Source organism: Pseudomonas gessardii, assembly GCF_001983165.1.
Classification (GTDB): Bacteria; Pseudomonadota; Gammaproteobacteria; order Pseudomonadales; family Pseudomonadaceae; genus Aquipseudomonas; species Aquipseudomonas gessardii.
On sequence record NZ_MNPU01000029.1, the window covers coordinates 1 to 16,155 of the forward strand.

Annotated in this window: 12 protein-coding genes; 1 reads left to right on the forward strand and 11 read right to left on the reverse strand. The window is 58.9% G+C overall.

The features are described from left to right. Nucleotides 1–220 precede the first annotated feature (220 nt). The 11 genes from BLL38_RS19025 to sdhC form a co-directional block, all read right to left on the reverse strand. Nucleotides 221–961 (reverse strand): DUF599 domain-containing protein, encoded by a 741-nt coding sequence (locus tag BLL38_RS19025; protein ID WP_076963911.1) that lies wholly within the window; start codon nt 959–961, stop codon nt 221–223. Between the two features lie 260 nt (nt 962–1,221). Beyond that, entirely contained in the window at nt 1,222–2,535 is a 1,314-nt protein-coding gene (brnQ, locus tag BLL38_RS19030; RefSeq protein ID WP_076963912.1) for a branched-chain amino acid transport system II carrier protein, read from the reverse strand. 428 nt (nt 2,536–2,963) lie between these two features. After that, nucleotides 2,964–3,845: a succinate--CoA ligase subunit alpha gene (sucD, locus tag BLL38_RS19035; protein ID WP_057438865.1), complete on the reverse strand. Its 882-nt coding sequence runs from the start codon at nt 3,843–3,845 to the stop codon at nt 2,964–2,966. Then, a complete protein-coding gene (gene sucC / locus BLL38_RS19040; RefSeq protein ID WP_003190011.1) occupies nt 3,845–5,011 on the reverse strand; it encodes an ADP-forming succinate--CoA ligase subunit beta in 1,167 nt (388 codons plus the stop codon). Before sucC ends, sucD begins: the two co-directional genes overlap by 1 nt. A 202-nt stretch (nt 5,012–5,213) precedes the next feature. After that, nucleotides 5,214–6,650, reverse strand: a complete 1,437-nt coding sequence (gene lpdA / locus BLL38_RS19045; protein WP_076963913.1) for a dihydrolipoyl dehydrogenase — start codon at nt 6,648–6,650, stop codon at nt 5,214–5,216. Nucleotides 6,651–6,749: 99 nt separating this feature from the next. Beyond that, nucleotides 6,750–7,970, reverse strand: a complete 1,221-nt coding sequence (odhB, locus tag BLL38_RS19050; RefSeq protein WP_076963914.1) for a 2-oxoglutarate dehydrogenase complex dihydrolipoyllysine-residue succinyltransferase — start codon at nt 7,968–7,970, stop codon at nt 6,750–6,752. A 43-nt stretch (nt 7,971–8,013) separates the two neighbouring features. Further along, nucleotides 8,014–10,845 (reverse strand): 2-oxoglutarate dehydrogenase E1 component, encoded by a 2,832-nt coding sequence (locus BLL38_RS19055; RefSeq protein WP_076963915.1) that lies wholly within the window; start codon nt 10,843–10,845, stop codon nt 8,014–8,016. A gap of 260 nt (nt 10,846–11,105) precedes the next feature. Next, nucleotides 11,106–11,810: a succinate dehydrogenase iron-sulfur subunit gene (locus tag BLL38_RS19060; protein ID WP_029292674.1), complete on the reverse strand. Its 705-nt coding sequence runs from the start codon at nt 11,808–11,810 to the stop codon at nt 11,106–11,108. A gap of 11 nt (nt 11,811–11,821) precedes the next feature. Next, nucleotides 11,822–13,594 (reverse strand): succinate dehydrogenase flavoprotein subunit, encoded by a 1,773-nt coding sequence (gene sdhA / locus BLL38_RS19065; protein ID WP_076963916.1) that lies wholly within the window; start codon nt 13,592–13,594, stop codon nt 11,822–11,824. A 3-nt stretch (nt 13,595–13,597) separates the two neighbouring features. Next, complete coding sequence (gene sdhD / locus BLL38_RS19070; RefSeq protein WP_029292670.1) at nt 13,598–13,966, reverse strand: succinate dehydrogenase, hydrophobic membrane anchor protein; 369 nt, start codon at nt 13,964–13,966, stop codon at nt 13,598–13,600. Continuing rightward, nucleotides 13,960–14,334, reverse strand: coding sequence for a succinate dehydrogenase, cytochrome b556 subunit (gene sdhC, locus BLL38_RS19075; protein ID WP_003172804.1), 375 nt, complete (start codon nt 14,332–14,334; stop codon nt 13,960–13,962). Before sdhC ends, sdhD begins: the two co-directional genes overlap by 7 nt. 364 nt (nt 14,335–14,698) lie before the next feature. Between sdhC and gltA the strand changes: the two genes are divergently transcribed. Next, entirely contained in the window at nt 14,699–15,988 is a 1,290-nt protein-coding gene (gene gltA / locus BLL38_RS19080; RefSeq protein WP_003222994.1) for a citrate synthase, read from the forward strand. The last annotated feature ends 167 nt before the right edge of the window (nt 15,989–16,155 follow it).

Here is a 16,155-nt window from a genome sequence, read left to right on the forward strand (position 1 = left end):
CTTGCCTCTGGCTAACACTTCCCCTTGCCGGGTGTGTAGAGGACTTTCACCTCCCAGTCACCAGCGTGGCCACCACAGCCAAGCTGGTTGCGCTTGCGCGCAACGCGCCATGCCTGGCGCACCAAAAGAAAGCCCGCTTATTAGCGGGCTTTACTTTGGGCGGTATTTTTTGCGTAGCCAAACAGCAGGTCGCCAGACTAAGCGGCAATAAACGATCGACTCAGGCGGCTGGCTCTTTATTTGCCTCAGGCAACGGCGCCTCGGTCGGGGTATAGACCATGACTTCCAGCACATCGGAATGAAACTCCCGGCGATACAGCACCAGCACCACCCCGCTGCTCATCAGCATGAACAGCCAGGGGCTGACAAACCAGGCGAGCATGGTCATGCCGAAGTAATAGGAACGCAGGCCGAAGTTGAACTGGTTGGCGGCCATCGATATCACCCGCGCGGCCCGGGAGGCAAAGGCCTTGCGCTCCTGCTCGGAGACATGCCGCTCGCCGACCATGGGCGCCGAGCCGACCAGGATCGCCGCAAAGTTGTACTGGCGCATGCACCAACTGAAGGTAAAAAAGGCATAGACAAACACCAGGGCCAGGCACAACAGCTTGATCTCCGACATGCCCTGGGACGCCTGCTGCACCATGGGAATGTCCGCCAGCAGCGAGACCGCCCGCTCCGAAGCCCCCAGCACGGTCAGGATACCGGCGAGAATGATCAAGGTGCTGGAGGCGAAGAAGGACGCATTGCGCTCCAGGTTACCGATCACACTGGCATCGGCGATGCGGTTGTCACGCAGCAGCATGCGGCGCATCCAGTCTTCACGATACAGGTGCAGCACACTGGCCAGGCAGGCCGTGTCCCGGGCTTTCCAGCTGGCGTAGCGGGTGTAGCCGCCCCAGCAGATGACGAACCACAGCGCGGCAAGCAAGTGGATCAGGTTGGCTTCGACGAACGACATGCGGGTCCTCTAAACAATAGGGCTGGCTAACTCGGACGATGTGGGAGCTGGCTTGCCTGCGATGGCGTCCCTTCAGTCAGTATCAGGCCGACTGATCTACCGCTATCGCAGGCAAGCCAGCTCCCACACTGACCGTGTTCCTGATCTGCAAAACTCATAACCCCTTCGACGTTAGCCCGCCAAAAAAGACACCGCCGAGCGCCCATAAAAATGCCCCGCACCTGGCGGGGCATTTCGTTGTCAGCGTACAACAGTTCGCTTTAGGCGATGGCTTCGCTGCGCTTGCCCAGCATACGGTCAACCACGACTGCGGCCACCAGGGTGATCACGCAAGGCACCAGCCAGGCCAGGCCTTGCTCGCTCAACGGCAGGTTCGCCATTTGCGCCGGCATCCAGCCCGCCAGGCCCGCGCCCTTGAGGGCGTCGATGGTGCCAAAGATAAACGACACCAGCATCACCGGGCCAAGGATACGGCCATGTTCATGCCAGAAGTCTTTGCAGAAGCTCAGCGCCACCAGCACGATGCACGGCGGGTAGATGGCTGTCAGCACCGGGATCGAGAACGCGATCAGCTTGGTCAGGCCCAGGTTGGACACCAGCAGCGAGAATGCGGCGAGGATCACCACCAGAGTCTTGTAGGACAGTGGCAACACCCGGCTGAAGTACTCGGCGCAGGCACAGGTCAGGCCCACGGCGGTGACCAGGCACGCCAGGGAGATCAGCACCGCAAGGAAGCCGCTGCCCAGGGAACCAAAGGTGTGTTGTACATAGGCGTGCAATACCGCTGCGCCGTTGGCTGCACCGGCGGCCACTTCATGGCTGCCCGAACCGAGGCGGAACAGGCTGATGTACACCAATGCCAGGCCCAGGCCGGCAATCAGCCCGGCAATGATGGCGTAGCGGGTGATCAACTGTGGCGACTCGACACCCCGGGAGCGGATCGCGTTGACGATCACGATGCCAAACACCAGCGCGCCCAGGGTATCCATGGTCAGGTAACCATTGATAAAGCCCTGGGAGAACGGCGCGGCGACGTATTCCGGCGTGGCGACGCCAATATCGCCCGCAGGCAGGGCAAAGGCCGCGATGCCCAGCACCGCCAGCGCAATGATCTTCAGCGGCGCGAGAAAACGCCCGACGGTATCCAACAGGCGCCCTGGGTACAGGGAGATGAAGAACACCAGCAGGAAGTACACCGAGCTGTAGAGGAACAGGGCCAGCGGGCTTTCGCCGGTTAATGGCGCCAGGCCGACTTCAAACGACACCGTCGCGGTACGCGGGGTGGCGAACAATGGCCCGACTGCCAGGTAGCACGCCGCAGCCAGGATGCCACCGGCGATCTTGCCGATAGGGCTGCTCAATGCATCCATGCCACCGCCGACCTTGGCCAGGGCGATGACCGTGACCACCGGCAGGCCGACGGCAGTGATCAGGAAGCCCAGCGCCGCCATCCAGACATGCGGCCCGGACTGCAAACCAACGATAGGCGGGAAGATGATGTTGCCGGCGCCCACGAACAGGGCAAACGTCATAAAGCCCAGCGCCAGGATATCCTGGCCTTTCAACACTTTCATTTGAGGAAATACCACACTACTGAATCGGAATTTAGAGGGGGATTCCCTATGGATGAGGGAAATACTGCCAGCGCTGATGGGCACCGACTGTTCTAGCGCGCGGCTTCCTTTTGGGACGCGGGCGCATAAAGAGGCGGCCAGAGTACCGAATTTGCCTGACAAACGCACTGTTGCGGGGCGCGCTGTCCGATAAGCGACACGTTGATGTCGCGTTTTCATACTTAACTTGGTAATGCAGTCCACTGTGGGAGCTGGCTTGCCTGCGATGCGGACGGCGCGGTGATCCAGGCAAGCCAAGGTGATGCAATCGCAGGCAAGCCAGCTCCCACAATGGACCGCGTCAATTTCAACAAATGGATATACCCAGAACGCACAAAGGCCACCCGAAGGTGGCCTTTGTGTGGTGAAGCGTCAGTTAAGCGCGAGGCTTACTTGATCGCCCAGCCAGTCAGCTCGGACAAAGCCTTGCCGATGTCTGCCAGCGAACGCACGGTTTTCACGCCTGCGTCTTCCAGGGCAGCAAACTTCTCGTCTGCAGTGCCCTTGCCGCCAGAGATGATTGCGCCAGCATGGCCCATGCGCTTGCCCGCAGGGGCAGTCACACCAGCGATGTAGGAAACAACCGGCTTGGTCACGTGTGCCTTGATGTAGGCAGCCGCTTCTTCTTCAGCCGAACCGCCGATCTCACCGATCATCACGATCGCTTCGGTCTTCGGGTCTTCCTGGAACAGTTTCAGGATGTCGATGAAGTTCGAGCCTGGGATCGGGTCACCGCCGATGCCGACGCAAGTCGACTGACCGAAACCGGCGTCAGTAGTCTGCTTCACAGCTTCGTAGGTCAGGGTGCCGGAACGGGAAACGATACCGACTTTGCCTGGCAAGTGAATGTGACCGGGCATGATGCCGATCTTGCATTCGCCTGGAGTGATCACGCCTGGGCAGTTAGGGCCGATCAGGGTAACACCCAGCTCGTCGCACTTAACTTTAGCGTCCAGCATGTCCAGGGTAGGAATGCCTTCGGTGATGCACACGATCAGCTTGATGCCGCCGAATGCCGCTTCCAGGATGGAATCCTTGCAGAAAGGAGCTGGAACGTAGATCACGCTGGCGGTGGCGCCAGTTTGAGCAACCGCTTCTTTCACGGTGTTGAACACTGGCAGGCCCAGGTGCTCGGTGCCGCCTTTGCCCGGAGTGACGCCACCGACCATCTTGGTGCCGTATTCGAGGGCTTGCTGGGTGTGGAAGCTACCTTGCGAACCGGTAATACCCTGGCAGATAACCTTGGTGTCTTTATTGATCAGGACGCTCATTATTTGCCCTCCGCAGCTTTGACAACTTGTTGAGCAGCGTCGGTCAGGCTGGTAGCAGCGATGATGTTCAAACCGCTTTCTGCCAGTACTTTAGCGCCCAGTTCAGCGTTGTTACCTTCAAGGCGAACAACAACCGGGATTTTCACGCCGACTTCTTTCACTGCACCGATGATGCCTTCGGCAATCATGTCGCAACGAACGATGCCGCCGAAGATGTTGACCAGTACTGCAGCGACGTTGGAGTCGGACAGGATGATCTTGAACGCTTCGGTAACGCGTTCCTTGGTAGCGCCACCACCTACGTCGAGGAAGTTGGCTGGCTTGCCGCCATGCAGGTTGACGATGTCCATGGTACCCATGGCCAGGCCAGCACCGTTGACCATGCAACCGATGTTACCTTCCAGGGCTACGTAGTTCAGCTCGAACTTGGCAGCGTGCGCTTCGCGCGGATCGTCTTGCGACGGATCATGGAAAGTCTTCAGCTTAGGCTGGCGGTACATGGCGTTGGCGTCGATGTTGATCTTGGCATCGAGGCAATGCAGGTCGCCGTCAGCCTTGATCACCAGCGGGTTCACTTCCAGCAGGGCCAGATCGTGATCCTGGAACAGTTTGGCCAGGCCTACGAAGATCTTGGCGAACTGGGCAACTTGCTTGCCTTCCAGACCCAGCTGGAAAGCCAGCTCGCGACCCTGGAATGGCTGAGCGCCAACCAGTGGGTCGATCGTGGCCTTCAGGATTTTTTCTGGGGTTTCGTGAGCGATCTTCTCGATGTCCACGCCACCTTCGGTGGACGCCATGAACACGATGCGACGGCTCGAACGGTCAACGACAGCGCCCAGGTACAACTCTTTAGCGATATCAGTGCACGATTCAACCAGGATCTTGGTGACTGGCTGGCCATTGGCGTCAGTCTGGTAAGTCACCAGACGCTTGCCCAGCCACTGCTGTGCGAAGGCCTTGGCGTCTTCTTTGCTGCGAACCAGCTTAACGCCGCCCGCTTTACCGCGACCACCAGCGTGGACCTGGGCTTTGACAACCCACTCGCTGCCGCCGATTTTGTCGCAAGCTTCTGCTGCTGCTTCCGGGGTGTCTACTGCGTAACCCTTGGAAACTGGCAGGCCGTATTCAGCGAACAGCTGCTTACCCTGATACTCGTGAAGATTCATGCTTTTTACCGTCTTCGTTAGGTACTGCGCATTCGGCGCTACGCTCATTATGAGTGCCGCGCCACCTGTGACTGCTGCTTGCCCAACTTCACCGCCCTAGGACAGGCAAAGCTGCGCAAGACTGCGTCCAGCGGATATTCCGCGGTGAGTCTTGCGCACAAGGCTCACGACGGGCAACCGCCGTGGTTTCTTATTATCTTGCTTAGCGCTTCTTCTTGTTGGCAATGTGGATGGCATGGCCATTCACTGCCAACGCGGCTTCGTGCAGCGCTTCAGACAGGGTCGGATGGGAGAAGACCATCATGCCGATGTCTTCGGCGCTGGTGCCGAATTCCATACCGATAGCGCCCTGCTGAACCAGCTCTGCTGCGCCTGGGCCAATCACATGCACACCCAGTACGCGGTCGGTCTTGGCATCAGCGATGACTTTGACAAAACCGCCAGTGTCGTTCGCTGCCATGGCACGGCCAGAAGCGGCAAACGGGAAGGTGCCGACGTTAACGTCAACGCCTTCAGCTTTCAACTGCTGTTCGTTCTTACCAACCCATGCAATTTCTGGGTGGGTGTAGATAACCGAAGGGATCAGGTCGTAGTTCATCTGGGTCTTGTGACCCTTGATGCGCTCAACCACCATGATGCCTTCTTCGGACGCCTTGTGCGCCAGCATCATGCCGCGAACCACGTCACCAATGGCGTAGACACCAGGCACGGTGGTGGCGCAGTGATCGTCAACATGGACAAAGCCACGCTCGTCGATGGTCACGCCGCTGTCAGCTGCCAGCAGATCAGTGGTCACTGGACGGCGACCAACGGCAACGATCAGTTTGTCGAAGGTGATGGTCTGTTCGCCATCCTTGTCGGTGTAGGTCACGACCACTTCTTCGCCGTTGACTTTAGAACCGGTCACACGGGCGCCCAGCTTGATATCCAGACCTTGCTTGGTCAGGGTTTTCAGCGCTTCTTTGGACACGGCGGTGTCGGCAGCCAGCAGGAACGTGTCCAGGGCTTCCAGTACGGTCACTTGCGAACCCAGGCGGGACCAGACCGAACCCAGTTCCAGGCCGATCACGCCAGCGCCGATCACGCCCAGGCGTTTGGGTACCGATTGGAATTCCAGGGCGCCGGTCGAATCAACGATCACGTTCTGGTCGACTGGAGCCGGTGGAATGTCGATTGGACGCGAACCTGGCGCCAGGATCACGTTCTCGGCTTCGATGATTTCGGTCGAACCGTCTGGCTTGGTGATTTCAACTTTCTTGCCGGCCAGCAGTTTGCCGTGACCTTGCAGGGAAGTGACGCCATTGGCCTTGAACAGGGTAGCCACGCCAGAGGTCAGGCCTTTGACGATGTTGGCCTTGCGGCCGACCATGGCTGGCACATCCATGGTCACGCCAGCGTGGTTGATGCCGTGGATGGCAAAACCGTCCTGGGCTTCGTGGAATTTCCAGGAGCTGTCCAGCAGCGCCTTGGAAGGAATGCAACCGACGTTCAGGCAGGTACCGCCCAGGGCCAGTTTGCCTTCCTTGTCGGTGTATTTTTCGATGCAAGCAGTCGAGAGGCCCAGTTGAGCGGCCTTGATGGCGGCCACGTAGCCACCAGGGCCCGCACCGATCACTACAACGTCAAATTTCTGTGTCATGAAAATAGATCCTCTATTTGCGACAAGCTTTTAGCTCCAAGCTGCAAGCCAAGCTGATTTTTCCTACAGCTTGTAGCCCGCAACTTGAAGCTGCTTCTATCAGATATCCAGGAGCAGGCGAGCCGGGTCTTCCAGCAGATTCTTGATGGTCACCAGGAACGTAACGGCTTCTTTACCGTCGATCAGGCGGTGATCGTAGGACAGTGCCAGGTACATCATCGGACGGATCACGACCTGGCCGTTGATGGCCATCGGACGCTGGATGATGTTGTGCATGCCCAGGATCGCGGCCTGTGGCGGGTTGACGATCGGGGTCGACATCATCGAACCGAAGGTACCACCGTTGGTGATGGTGAAGGTACCACCGGTCATCTCGTCGATGGTCAGCTTGCCGTCACGGGCTTTCTTGCCGAAGCCGGCGATGCCGCCTTCGATTTCAGCCAGGCTCATCAGCTCGGCGTTACGCAGGACCGGCACCACCAGGCCACGGTCGCTGGACACGGCAACACCGATGTCAGCGTAGCCGTGGTAAACGATGTCGCTGCCGTCGATGGAAGCGTTGACTGCCGGGAAGCGTTTCAGCGCTTCGGTGGCCGCTTTCACGAAGAACGACATGAAGCCCAGGCGCACGCCGTTGTGGGACTTCTCGAACAGGTCCTTGTACTTCGAGCGCAGGGCCATGACTTCAGTCATGTCTACTTCGTTGAACGTGGTCAGCATGGCCATGTTCGACTGTGCTTCAACCAGGCGCTTGGCCACGGTGGCGCGCACGCGGGTCATCGGCACGCGCTTCTCGGTGCGGTCGCCAGCGGCGAATACAGGCGCAGCGGCCGCCGGGGCAGCAGCCTTGGCAGGCGCGGCAGCCGGCGCGTTTTTCTTGGCTTCAATAGCGGCAACCACGTCTTCCTTGGTCACGCGGCCGTCTTTGCCGGTGCCCTTGATGGAAGCCAGGTTGATGCCGTTTTCCTCGGCCAACTGACGCGCAGCCGGGGCAGCGATCGGGTCTTGTGCATCAGCCGCCGGAGTGGCAACCGGAGCCGAAGCAGCAGGGGCCGCTGGAGCTGGGGCCGGAGCGGCAGCACCGCCCTCAACGATGGTGCCCAGGACTTCGTCGGACAGGACAGTATCGCCTTCGTTCTTGATGATTTCGCCCACTACGCCGTCAGCGGTGGCCAGCACTTCCAGAACGACTTTGTCGGTTTCGATGTCGACGATCAGTTCGTCACGCTTGACGGCCTCGCCTGGTTTCTTGTGCCAGGTGGCAACGGTGCCATCAGCAACCGATTCCGGGAATGTCGGGGTTTTGATTTCGATAGCCATTATCTGCGGTCCTTAAAATTCGGTTTCAGTCAGCGCGAATACGTTAAACAGTGAACGCATCTTGCAGCAGTTTTTCCTGCTGCTCGGCGTGCATCGACGCATAACCACATGCAGGTGCAGCAGAAGCATCACGACCGGCGTACTCCAGGCCCAGGGCCTTGTTGTGGTTGCCGATGCTGCGACGCAGGTGATGCTGGCTGCTGTACCACGCGCCCTGGTTCATCGGTTCTTCCTGACACCACACCACATGGGTGAGGTTGGTGTAAGGCGCAATGGCCTCCATCAGGTCGTCTTCCGGGAACGGGTAAAGCTGCTCGATACGCACGATGGCGATGTCTTCGCGGCCTTCGGCACGACGTTTTTCCAGCAAGTCGTAGTAAACCTTGCCGCTGCACAGGATCAGGCGAGTGACCTTGGCGGCGTCCAGGGTGTCGATTTCCGAAATAACGGTCTGGAACGAACCGTCGGCCAGGTCTTCCAGGGTCGAGATGGCCAATTTGTGACGCAACAGCGATTTCGGAGTCAGCACGACCAGCGGCTTGCGCAGCGGGCGGATCACCTGGCGACGCAGCAAGTGGTAGATCTGGGCCGGGGTAGTCGGCACGCACACTTGGATATTGTGCTCGGCGCACAATTGCAGGTAACGCTCCAGACGGGCCGAGGAGTGCTCCGGCCCCTGACCTTCATAACCGTGTGGCAGCAACATGGTCAGACCGCACAGACGGCCCCACTTGTGCTCGCCGCTGGTGATGAACTGGTCGATCACCACCTGGGCACCGTTGGCGAAGTCGCCGAACTGGGCTTCCCAGATCACCAGCGCGTTTGGCGTGGTGGTCGAGTAACCGTATTCAAACGCCAGTACGGCTTCCTCGGACAGGAACGAATCGTACAGGTCGAAACGCGGCTGGCCTTCGTACAGGTGTTGCAGCGGTACGTAGGTGCTGGCGTCTTTCTGGTTGTGCAAGACCGCGTGACGGTGCGAGAACGTACCACGGCCGATGTCCTGGCCGGTCATGCGGATCGGGTGACCTTCAAACGCCAGGGTCGCGTATGCCATGGTTTCGGCATAACCCCAGTTGATCGGCAGGCCGCCGGCCTGCATCTTCTGACGGTCTTCGTAGATCTTCGCAACCTGGCGCTGGACCACGAAGCCATCCGGGATTTCCAGCAGTTTGGCGGACAGTTCCTGCAGGGTCTTCAGATCGAACGAGGTGTCGTGACGTGCAGTCCAGGCATGGCCCAGGTATGGACGCCAGTCCACGAACAGCTCTTTGTTCGGCTCTTTGACCAGGCTTTTTACTACATGCAGACCGTTGTCCAGGGCGTTGCGGTATTCATCGATCTTCGCCTGAACACGCGCTTCGTCCAGCACGCCGGCCTTGGTCAGGCTTTCGGCGTACAGCTCACGGGTGGTGCGCTGCTTGCTGATCTGCTGGTACATCAACGGCTGGGTGCCGCTAGGCTCATCCGCTTCGTTGTGACCGCGACGGCGGTAGCAGACCAGGTCAATCACCACATCGCGCTTGAACTGCATGCGGTAGTCAATGGCCAGCTGGGTCACGAACAATACGGCTTCCGGATCATCCCCATTCACATGGAGGATCGGCGCCTGGATCATCTTGGCAACGTCGGTCGCGTACTCGGTAGAGCGTGCGTCCAGCGGGTTGCTGATGGTGAAACCCACCTGGTTGTTGATGACGATGTGGACGGTACCGCCGGTCTTGAAGCCGCGGGTCTGCGACATCTGGAACGTTTCCAGGACCACGCCTTGACCGGCGAATGCCGCGTCACCGTGGATGGAAATCGGCAGTACCTTCTCACCGGTGGCGTCGTTACGACGATCCTGGCGAGCACGTACCGACCCCTCGACCACTGGAGAAACAATTTCCAGGTGGGATGGGTTGAATGCCATGGCCAGGTGGACTTCGCCGCCGGTGGTCATCACGTTGGACGAGAAGCCCTGGTGGTATTTAACGTCACCGGAACCCAACTCGACCTTCTTCTTGCCCTCGAACTCGTCGAACAGTTCACGTGGGTTCTTGCCGAAGGTGTTGACCAACACGTTCAGACGACCACGGTGAGCCATGCCGATCACGACTTCCTTGGTGCCGTAGGAACCGGAACGCTGGATCAACTCGTCGAGCATCGGAATCAGGCTCTCGCCGCCTTCCAGGCCGAAACGCTTGGTGCCCGGGTATTTGGTGCCCAGATATTTTTCGAGGCCCTCGGCAGCGGTCACGCGCTCAAGCAGGTGGCCACGCACATCGGCGGACAGCACCGGACGGCCACGCACGCCTTCCAGGCGATGCTGGAACCAGTGGCGCTGCTCGGAATCGGTGATATGCGTGAACTCAGCGCCAATGGTGCGGCAATATGTCTGCTGCAACGCTTCGTGAATTTCGCGTAGGCTCGCTTCCTCTTTGCCGATGAACAGGTCGCCGGCACGGAAGGTCGTATCAAGATCGGCATTGGTCAAGCCGTAGTGATTGATCGACAGGTCTGCAGGTGCAGAGCGCTGCCACAGCCCCAGCGGATCAAGCTGGGCTGCCTGGTGGCCACGCATACGGTAGGCCTGGATCAGTCGCAGTACTTCAACTTGCTTCTTCTCATGCTCACTGCTCACGCTCCCGGCGGAAACCGGTTGGGCGCGGCGCTGGTTCTTTGCCAGCAGCACGAAATGATCGCGAATTGCAGCATGCGATACATCGGTTGCAGCGTTGCCATCTGAAGGCAACTTCTGAAAATAGGTGCGCCATTCTTCTGGCACAGCGTTAGGGTCGTGCAGGTAGAGCTCATAGAGCTCTTCCACATAGGCAGCATTACCACCGTCTAAGGTGCTGCTGTTCCACATGCGCTGCATCACGCTTTCTTGCATGCTTGGTCACCCTCAATTTGGGGACACCACCGGCGAAAACACCGAGTTTGCTTGCAAAAGGCCAAGTGCAGCGACCAAAACAAGCCACTTAGGATCACGCTGATAGTTCGGGTACCAACCCGAATGCCCCTGCTTGTCTCATTTCTTCAAAATAAGAGCTGCGGCTTTGTAAGTCGCTGCTCAAGTTAAAACTACGGCGCCGGTTGAAGCCTGCGCCGTAGCATTTACGGGCACAACGGTCCTGCTTTTACTACAACGTCTTACACGCCGCTTTGCAGCAGCATGTTACGGATATGACCAATGGCCTTAGTCGGGTTCAGGCCTTTGGGACATACGTTGACGCAGTTCATGATCCCGCGGCAGCGGAATACGCTGAACGGGTCATCCAGTGAGGCCAGACGCTCGGACGTCTTGGTGTCACGGCTGTCTGCCAGGAAGCGATAGGCTTGCAGCAGTGCAGCCGGCCCCAGGAACTTGTCCGGGTTCCACCAGAAGGACGGGCAAGAGGTCGAGCAGCAAGCGCACAGGATGCACTCGTACAGACCGTCGAGCTTCTCGCGCTCTTCCGGGGACTGCAGACGTTCGATGGCCGGAGCCGGCGTGTCGTTCTGCAGGAATGGCTTAACCTTCTCGTATTGCTTGTAGAAGATGCTCATATCGACGACCAGGTCACGGATAACCGGCAAACCTGGCAGCGGACGGACAACGAGCTTGCCCTTCTTGACCACGGCCGACAGCGGCGTAACGCAAGCCAGGCCGTTTTTGCCGTTGATGTTCATGCCGTCGGAGCCGCAGACGCCTTCACGGCAAGAGCGACGATAGGAGAAACCCTCGTCCTGCTCTTTGATCAGGGCCAGCACATCCAGCACCATCAGGTCTTTACCACCGGTATCGACCTCAAATTCCTGCATGAACGGCGCGGCGTCCTGATCAGGGTTGTAGCGATAAACACTGACTTTCAACATGGCAGCCACCCTTAGTAAGTCCGAATCTTCGGTTCAAACGTCGGAACCGTCTTCGGCGAGAAGTTCACGGCACGCTTGGTTACGCGCTTGTCACCCGGGAAGTACAGGGTGTGGCACAACCAGTTTTCGTCATCGCGATCTTCAAAGTCTTCACGAGCGTGAGCGCCACGGGATTCCTTACGAACCTCGGCGGCAATCGCCGTCGCTTCAGCCACTTCCAGCAGGTTTTGCAGCTCAAGGGCTTCGATACGAGCGGTGTTGAACGCCTGGCTCTTATCGTTGATCTTGACGTTGGCAATCCGCTTGCGCAGGTCGGCCAGCTGGGCAATGCCCTTCTGCATGTATTCGCCAGTACGGAATACACCGAAGTAGTTCTGCATGCAGCTTTGCAGCTCGCGACGCAGGGTTGCCACGTCTTCGCCATCCGTGCGCTCGTTCAGCGCGTTCAGGCGAGCCAGGGCCGCCTCGATGTTGGCGTCGGTGGCATCATCGTATTCGATACCGTCGGTCAGCGCCTTTTCCAGGTGCAGGCCGGCAGCGCGGCCAAATACCACCAGGTCGAGCAGCGAGTTGCCGCCCAGGCGGTTGGCACCGTGAACCGATACGCAAGCCACTTCGCCCACGGCGAACAGACCATGAATGATCTCGTCCACGCCTTCGGCGTTCTGGGTGATCGCCTGGCCATGAATGTTGGTCGGCACGCCGCCCATCATATAGTGGCAAGTTGGAACTACTGGAACCGGAGCAACCACCGGGTCAACGTGGGCGAAAGTCTTGGACAGCTCGCAAATACCTGGCAGGCGGCTGTGCAGCACTTCCTCGCCCAGGTGATCGAGTTTCAACATCACGTGGTCGCCGTTCGGGCCGCAACCGTTGCCGGCGATGATTTCTTTCACCATCGAACGGGCAACCACGTCACGACCGGCAAGGTCCTTGGCGTTCGGAGCATAACGCTCCATGAAACGCTCGCCGTGCTTGTTGATCAGGTAACCGCCTTCACCACGGCAACCTTCTGTAACCAGTACACCGGCGCCGGCGATGCCGGTTGGGTGGAACTGCCACATTTCGATGTCTTGTACCGGCACGCCTGCACGCAGGGCCATGCCAACGCCGTCACCGGTGTTGATCAGGGCGTTGGTGGTCGACGCGTAGATACGACCTGCACCGCCCGTCGCCAGCACGGTAGCCTTGGCGCGAATGTAGGTGGTTTCACCGGTTTCGATGCAAATAGCGATCACGCCGACGAATGCGCCGTCCTGGTTTTTTACCAGGTCAACAGCGTAGTACTCGTTCAGGAACGTGGTGCCGGCTTTCAGGTTGCCCTGATACAGGGTGTGCAGCAGGGCGTGACCGGTACGGTCGGATGCCGCGCAGGTACGAGCAGCCTGGCCGCCTTTACCGTAGTCCTTGGACTGGCCGCCGAATGGACGCTGGTAGATACGCCCCTGTTCGGTGCGGGAGAACGGCAGACCCATGTGGTCCAGCTCGAACACCGCAGCCGGGCCTTCCTGACACATGTATTCGATAGCGTCCTGGTCACCGATATAGTCGGAACCCTTGACGGTATCGTACATGTGCCAGCGCCAGTCATCGTTCGGGTCGGCAGACGCGATGGCGCAGGTGATGCCGCCCTGGGCCGAGACGGTGTGGGAACGGGTCGGGAACACCTTGGTGATCACGGCTGTCTTGTGACCGCCCTGGGCCAGCTGCAGCGCAGCGCGCATGCCGGCACCGCCGCCACCAATAATGATGGCGTCAAAAGAAATCGTTGGAATGTTAGCCATGAATCAGATACCCCAGAGAATCTGCACACCCCAGACGAAGTAAGCGAACATCGCGACGCCGCATACTGCCTGGAAAAGGAAACGTACTGCAGTCGCGGACTTGCCCAGCGCCATCGGCGTCAGGTAGTCGGTCGCGATGGTCCACATGCCGACCCAGGCGTGAGCGCCCAGGGCCACAAGGGCGAGCAGACTGAAGATACGCATCCCGTTGTGGGAGAACAGACCGTGCCATTGGGCGTAGCCAATGCCAGGGTTTGCAACGAGGTACCCGATCAGGAAAATGAAATAAGCCGCGAGAACGACCGCAGACACTCGCTGTGCCATCCAGTCATAGAGGCCCGAACGCGATAGGTTCGTAACGCTGGTTACCATATCCAAACTCCTGCCAGAACGATCAGCACCACGGAAATGGCGATGATGATTTTCGAGCCCAGGCGGCCGCCTTCCAGCGTCTCACCGATGCCCATGTCCATGATCAAGTGGCGCACACCGGCTACCAGGTGATACAGCAGAGCGGACAGGAGGCCCCATGCTACGAACTTGGCCAGTGGGCTGGTCAAGCATGCCTTCACCTCGGCGTATCCTTCCTCGGAACCCAGGGATTTGCTCAATGCATAAAGCATGATGCCCAGGCCCAGGAACAGGATGATGCCGGAAACACGGTGCAGGAACGACGTAACGCCGGTGATGGGGAGTTTGATGGTCCTTAGGTCTAGGTTTACAGGTCGTTGGCTATTCACGGCTTTTTTTCACACTGAAGAGCCCCTAACAATCAGGGCAAAGTTGTTGGGGAGTGCACTGGTCAGGTAAGCACCACCCAGGGAGTGCGACCCCCAATGAAAGCAAGCCCAAAAGCCCTTGGCGGTCGGTGGCCGAGTATAGACAGTTAGGCTACTAATGACAACGCGCACTCCTCACCCTAATAGCTGATTGCGCTGACGGGATAAAAGGCGTAAACGGCAGGCAATTTCGAGGAAAAAGTACGGTTAAAGCCTTCTGGAGCAAGACTTTAGGCAAATTGACATTCGGATTTATATCAATATAGTGGTGCGGGCCCTGCGTGGGGGGTCTGTCTGATGATTTGAAGCATAAATAGGAGGCCACATGGCTGACAAAAAAGCGCAGTTGATCATCGAGGGCGCAGCCCCCGTCGAGCTGCCCATTTTAACCGGCACCGTTGGTCCCGATGTTATCGACGTACGGGGCCTGACGGCCACGGGCCGTTTTACTTTCGACCCAGGTTTCATGTCGACCGCCTCTTGCGAGTCGAAGATTACCTATATCGACGGCGATAATGGCATTTTGCTACATCGCGGCTACCCGATCGAACAACTGGCCGAGAAATCGGACTACCTGGAAACCTGCTACCTGCTGCTAAATGGCGAATTGCCAACAGCCGAGCAAAAAGCCCAGTTTGTCAGCACTGTGAAGAACCACACCATGGTTCACGAGCAGTTGAAGACCTTCTTCAACGGCTTCCGTCGCGACGCCCACCCGATGGCCGTCATGTGCGGCGTCGTCGGCGCCCTGTCGGCCTTCTATCACGACTCCCTGGACATCAATAACCCGCAGCATCGTGAAATCTCCGCGATCCGCCTGGTTGCCAAGATGCCCACCCTGGCCGCCATGGTTTACAAGTACTCCATGGGCCAACCCATGATGTACCCGCGCAACGACCTGACGTACGCGGAAAACTTCCTGCACATGATGTTCAACACCCCGTGCGAGATCAAACCGATCAGCCCGGTGCTGGCCAAGGCCATGGATCGGATCTTCATCCTCCATGCCGACCACGAACAGAACGCCTCGACGTCCACCGTGCGCCTGGCAGGCTCCTCGGGCGCCAATCCGTTCGCCTGTATCGCCGCCGGCATCGCCGCACTGTGGGGCCCTGCCCACGGCGGTGCGAACGAAGCCGTCTTGACCATGCTCGATGAAATCGGCGATGTGTCCAACATCGACAAGTTCATCGCCAAGGCCAAGGACAAGAACGATCCGTTCAAGCTGATGGGCTTCGGTCACCGGGTCTACAAGAACCGCGACCCACGCGCCACCGTGATGAAGCAGACCTGCGACGAAGTGTTGAAGGAACTGGGGATCAACAACGATCCGCAACTCGAACTGGCCATGCGCCTGGAAGAGATCGCGCTGACCGACCCGTACTTCATCGAACGCTCGCTGTACCCGAACGTCGACTTCTACTCGGGGATCATCCTCAAGGCGATCGGCATTCCAACCAGCATGTTCACCGTGATCTTCGCCCTGGCGCGGACCGTGGGCTGGATCTCCCACTGGAAGGAAATGCTCTCCAGCCCGTACAAGATTGGCCGCCCGCGCCAGCTGTACACCGGCTACGAGTCGCGTGACATTACCAAGCTGGAAGACCGCAAGTAAGCAGTCAAGCGCTTAGTTGCACCGAATACGGCCTCCTCTGGAGGCCGTAGTTGTTTGTGCCGACTGAGGACGCGGAGCGTCCGAGGCTGCATTCCCACGCGGAGCGTGGGAACGATCAACCTTAGTGATTGACCGCCCCACTCGCCCCCAGGCCAGTCTGCGAACGC

Bases quoted from the DNA above. Each gene is read 5' to 3' on its own strand.
- BLL38_RS19025 (WP_076963911.1), bottom strand. From the start codon at position 961: ATGTCGTTCGTCGAAGCCAACCTGATCCACTTGCTTGCCGCGCTGTGG.
- brnQ (WP_076963912.1), bottom strand. From the start codon at position 2,535: ATGAAAGTGTTGAAAGGCCAGGATATCCTGGCGCTGGGCTTTATGACG.
- sucD (WP_057438865.1), bottom strand. From the start codon at position 3,845: ATGAGCGTCCTGATCAATAAAGACACCAAGGTTATCTGCCAGGGTATT.
- sucC (WP_003190011.1), bottom strand. From the start codon at position 5,011: ATGAATCTTCACGAGTATCAGGGTAAGCAGCTGTTCGCTGAATACGGC.
- lpdA (WP_076963913.1), bottom strand. From the start codon at position 6,650: ATGACACAGAAATTTGACGTTGTAGTGATCGGTGCGGGCCCTGGTGGC.
- odhB (WP_076963914.1), bottom strand. From the start codon at position 7,970: ATGGCTATCGAAATCAAAACCCCGACATTCCCGGAATCGGTTGCTGAT.
- BLL38_RS19055 (WP_076963915.1), bottom strand. From the start codon at position 10,845: ATGCAAGAAAGCGTGATGCAGCGCATGTGGAACAGCAGCACCTTAGAC.
- BLL38_RS19060 (WP_029292674.1), bottom strand. From the start codon at position 11,810: ATGTTGAAAGTCAGTGTTTATCGCTACAACCCTGATCAGGACGCCGCG.
- sdhA (WP_076963916.1), bottom strand. From the start codon at position 13,594: ATGGCTAACATTCCAACGATTTCTTTTGACGCCATCATTATTGGTGGC.
- sdhD (WP_029292670.1), bottom strand. From the start codon at position 13,966: ATGGTAACCAGCGTTACGAACCTATCGCGTTCGGGCCTCTATGACTGG.
- gltA (WP_003222994.1), top strand. From the start codon at position 14,699: ATGGCTGACAAAAAAGCGCAGTTGATCATCGAGGGCGCAGCCCCCGTC.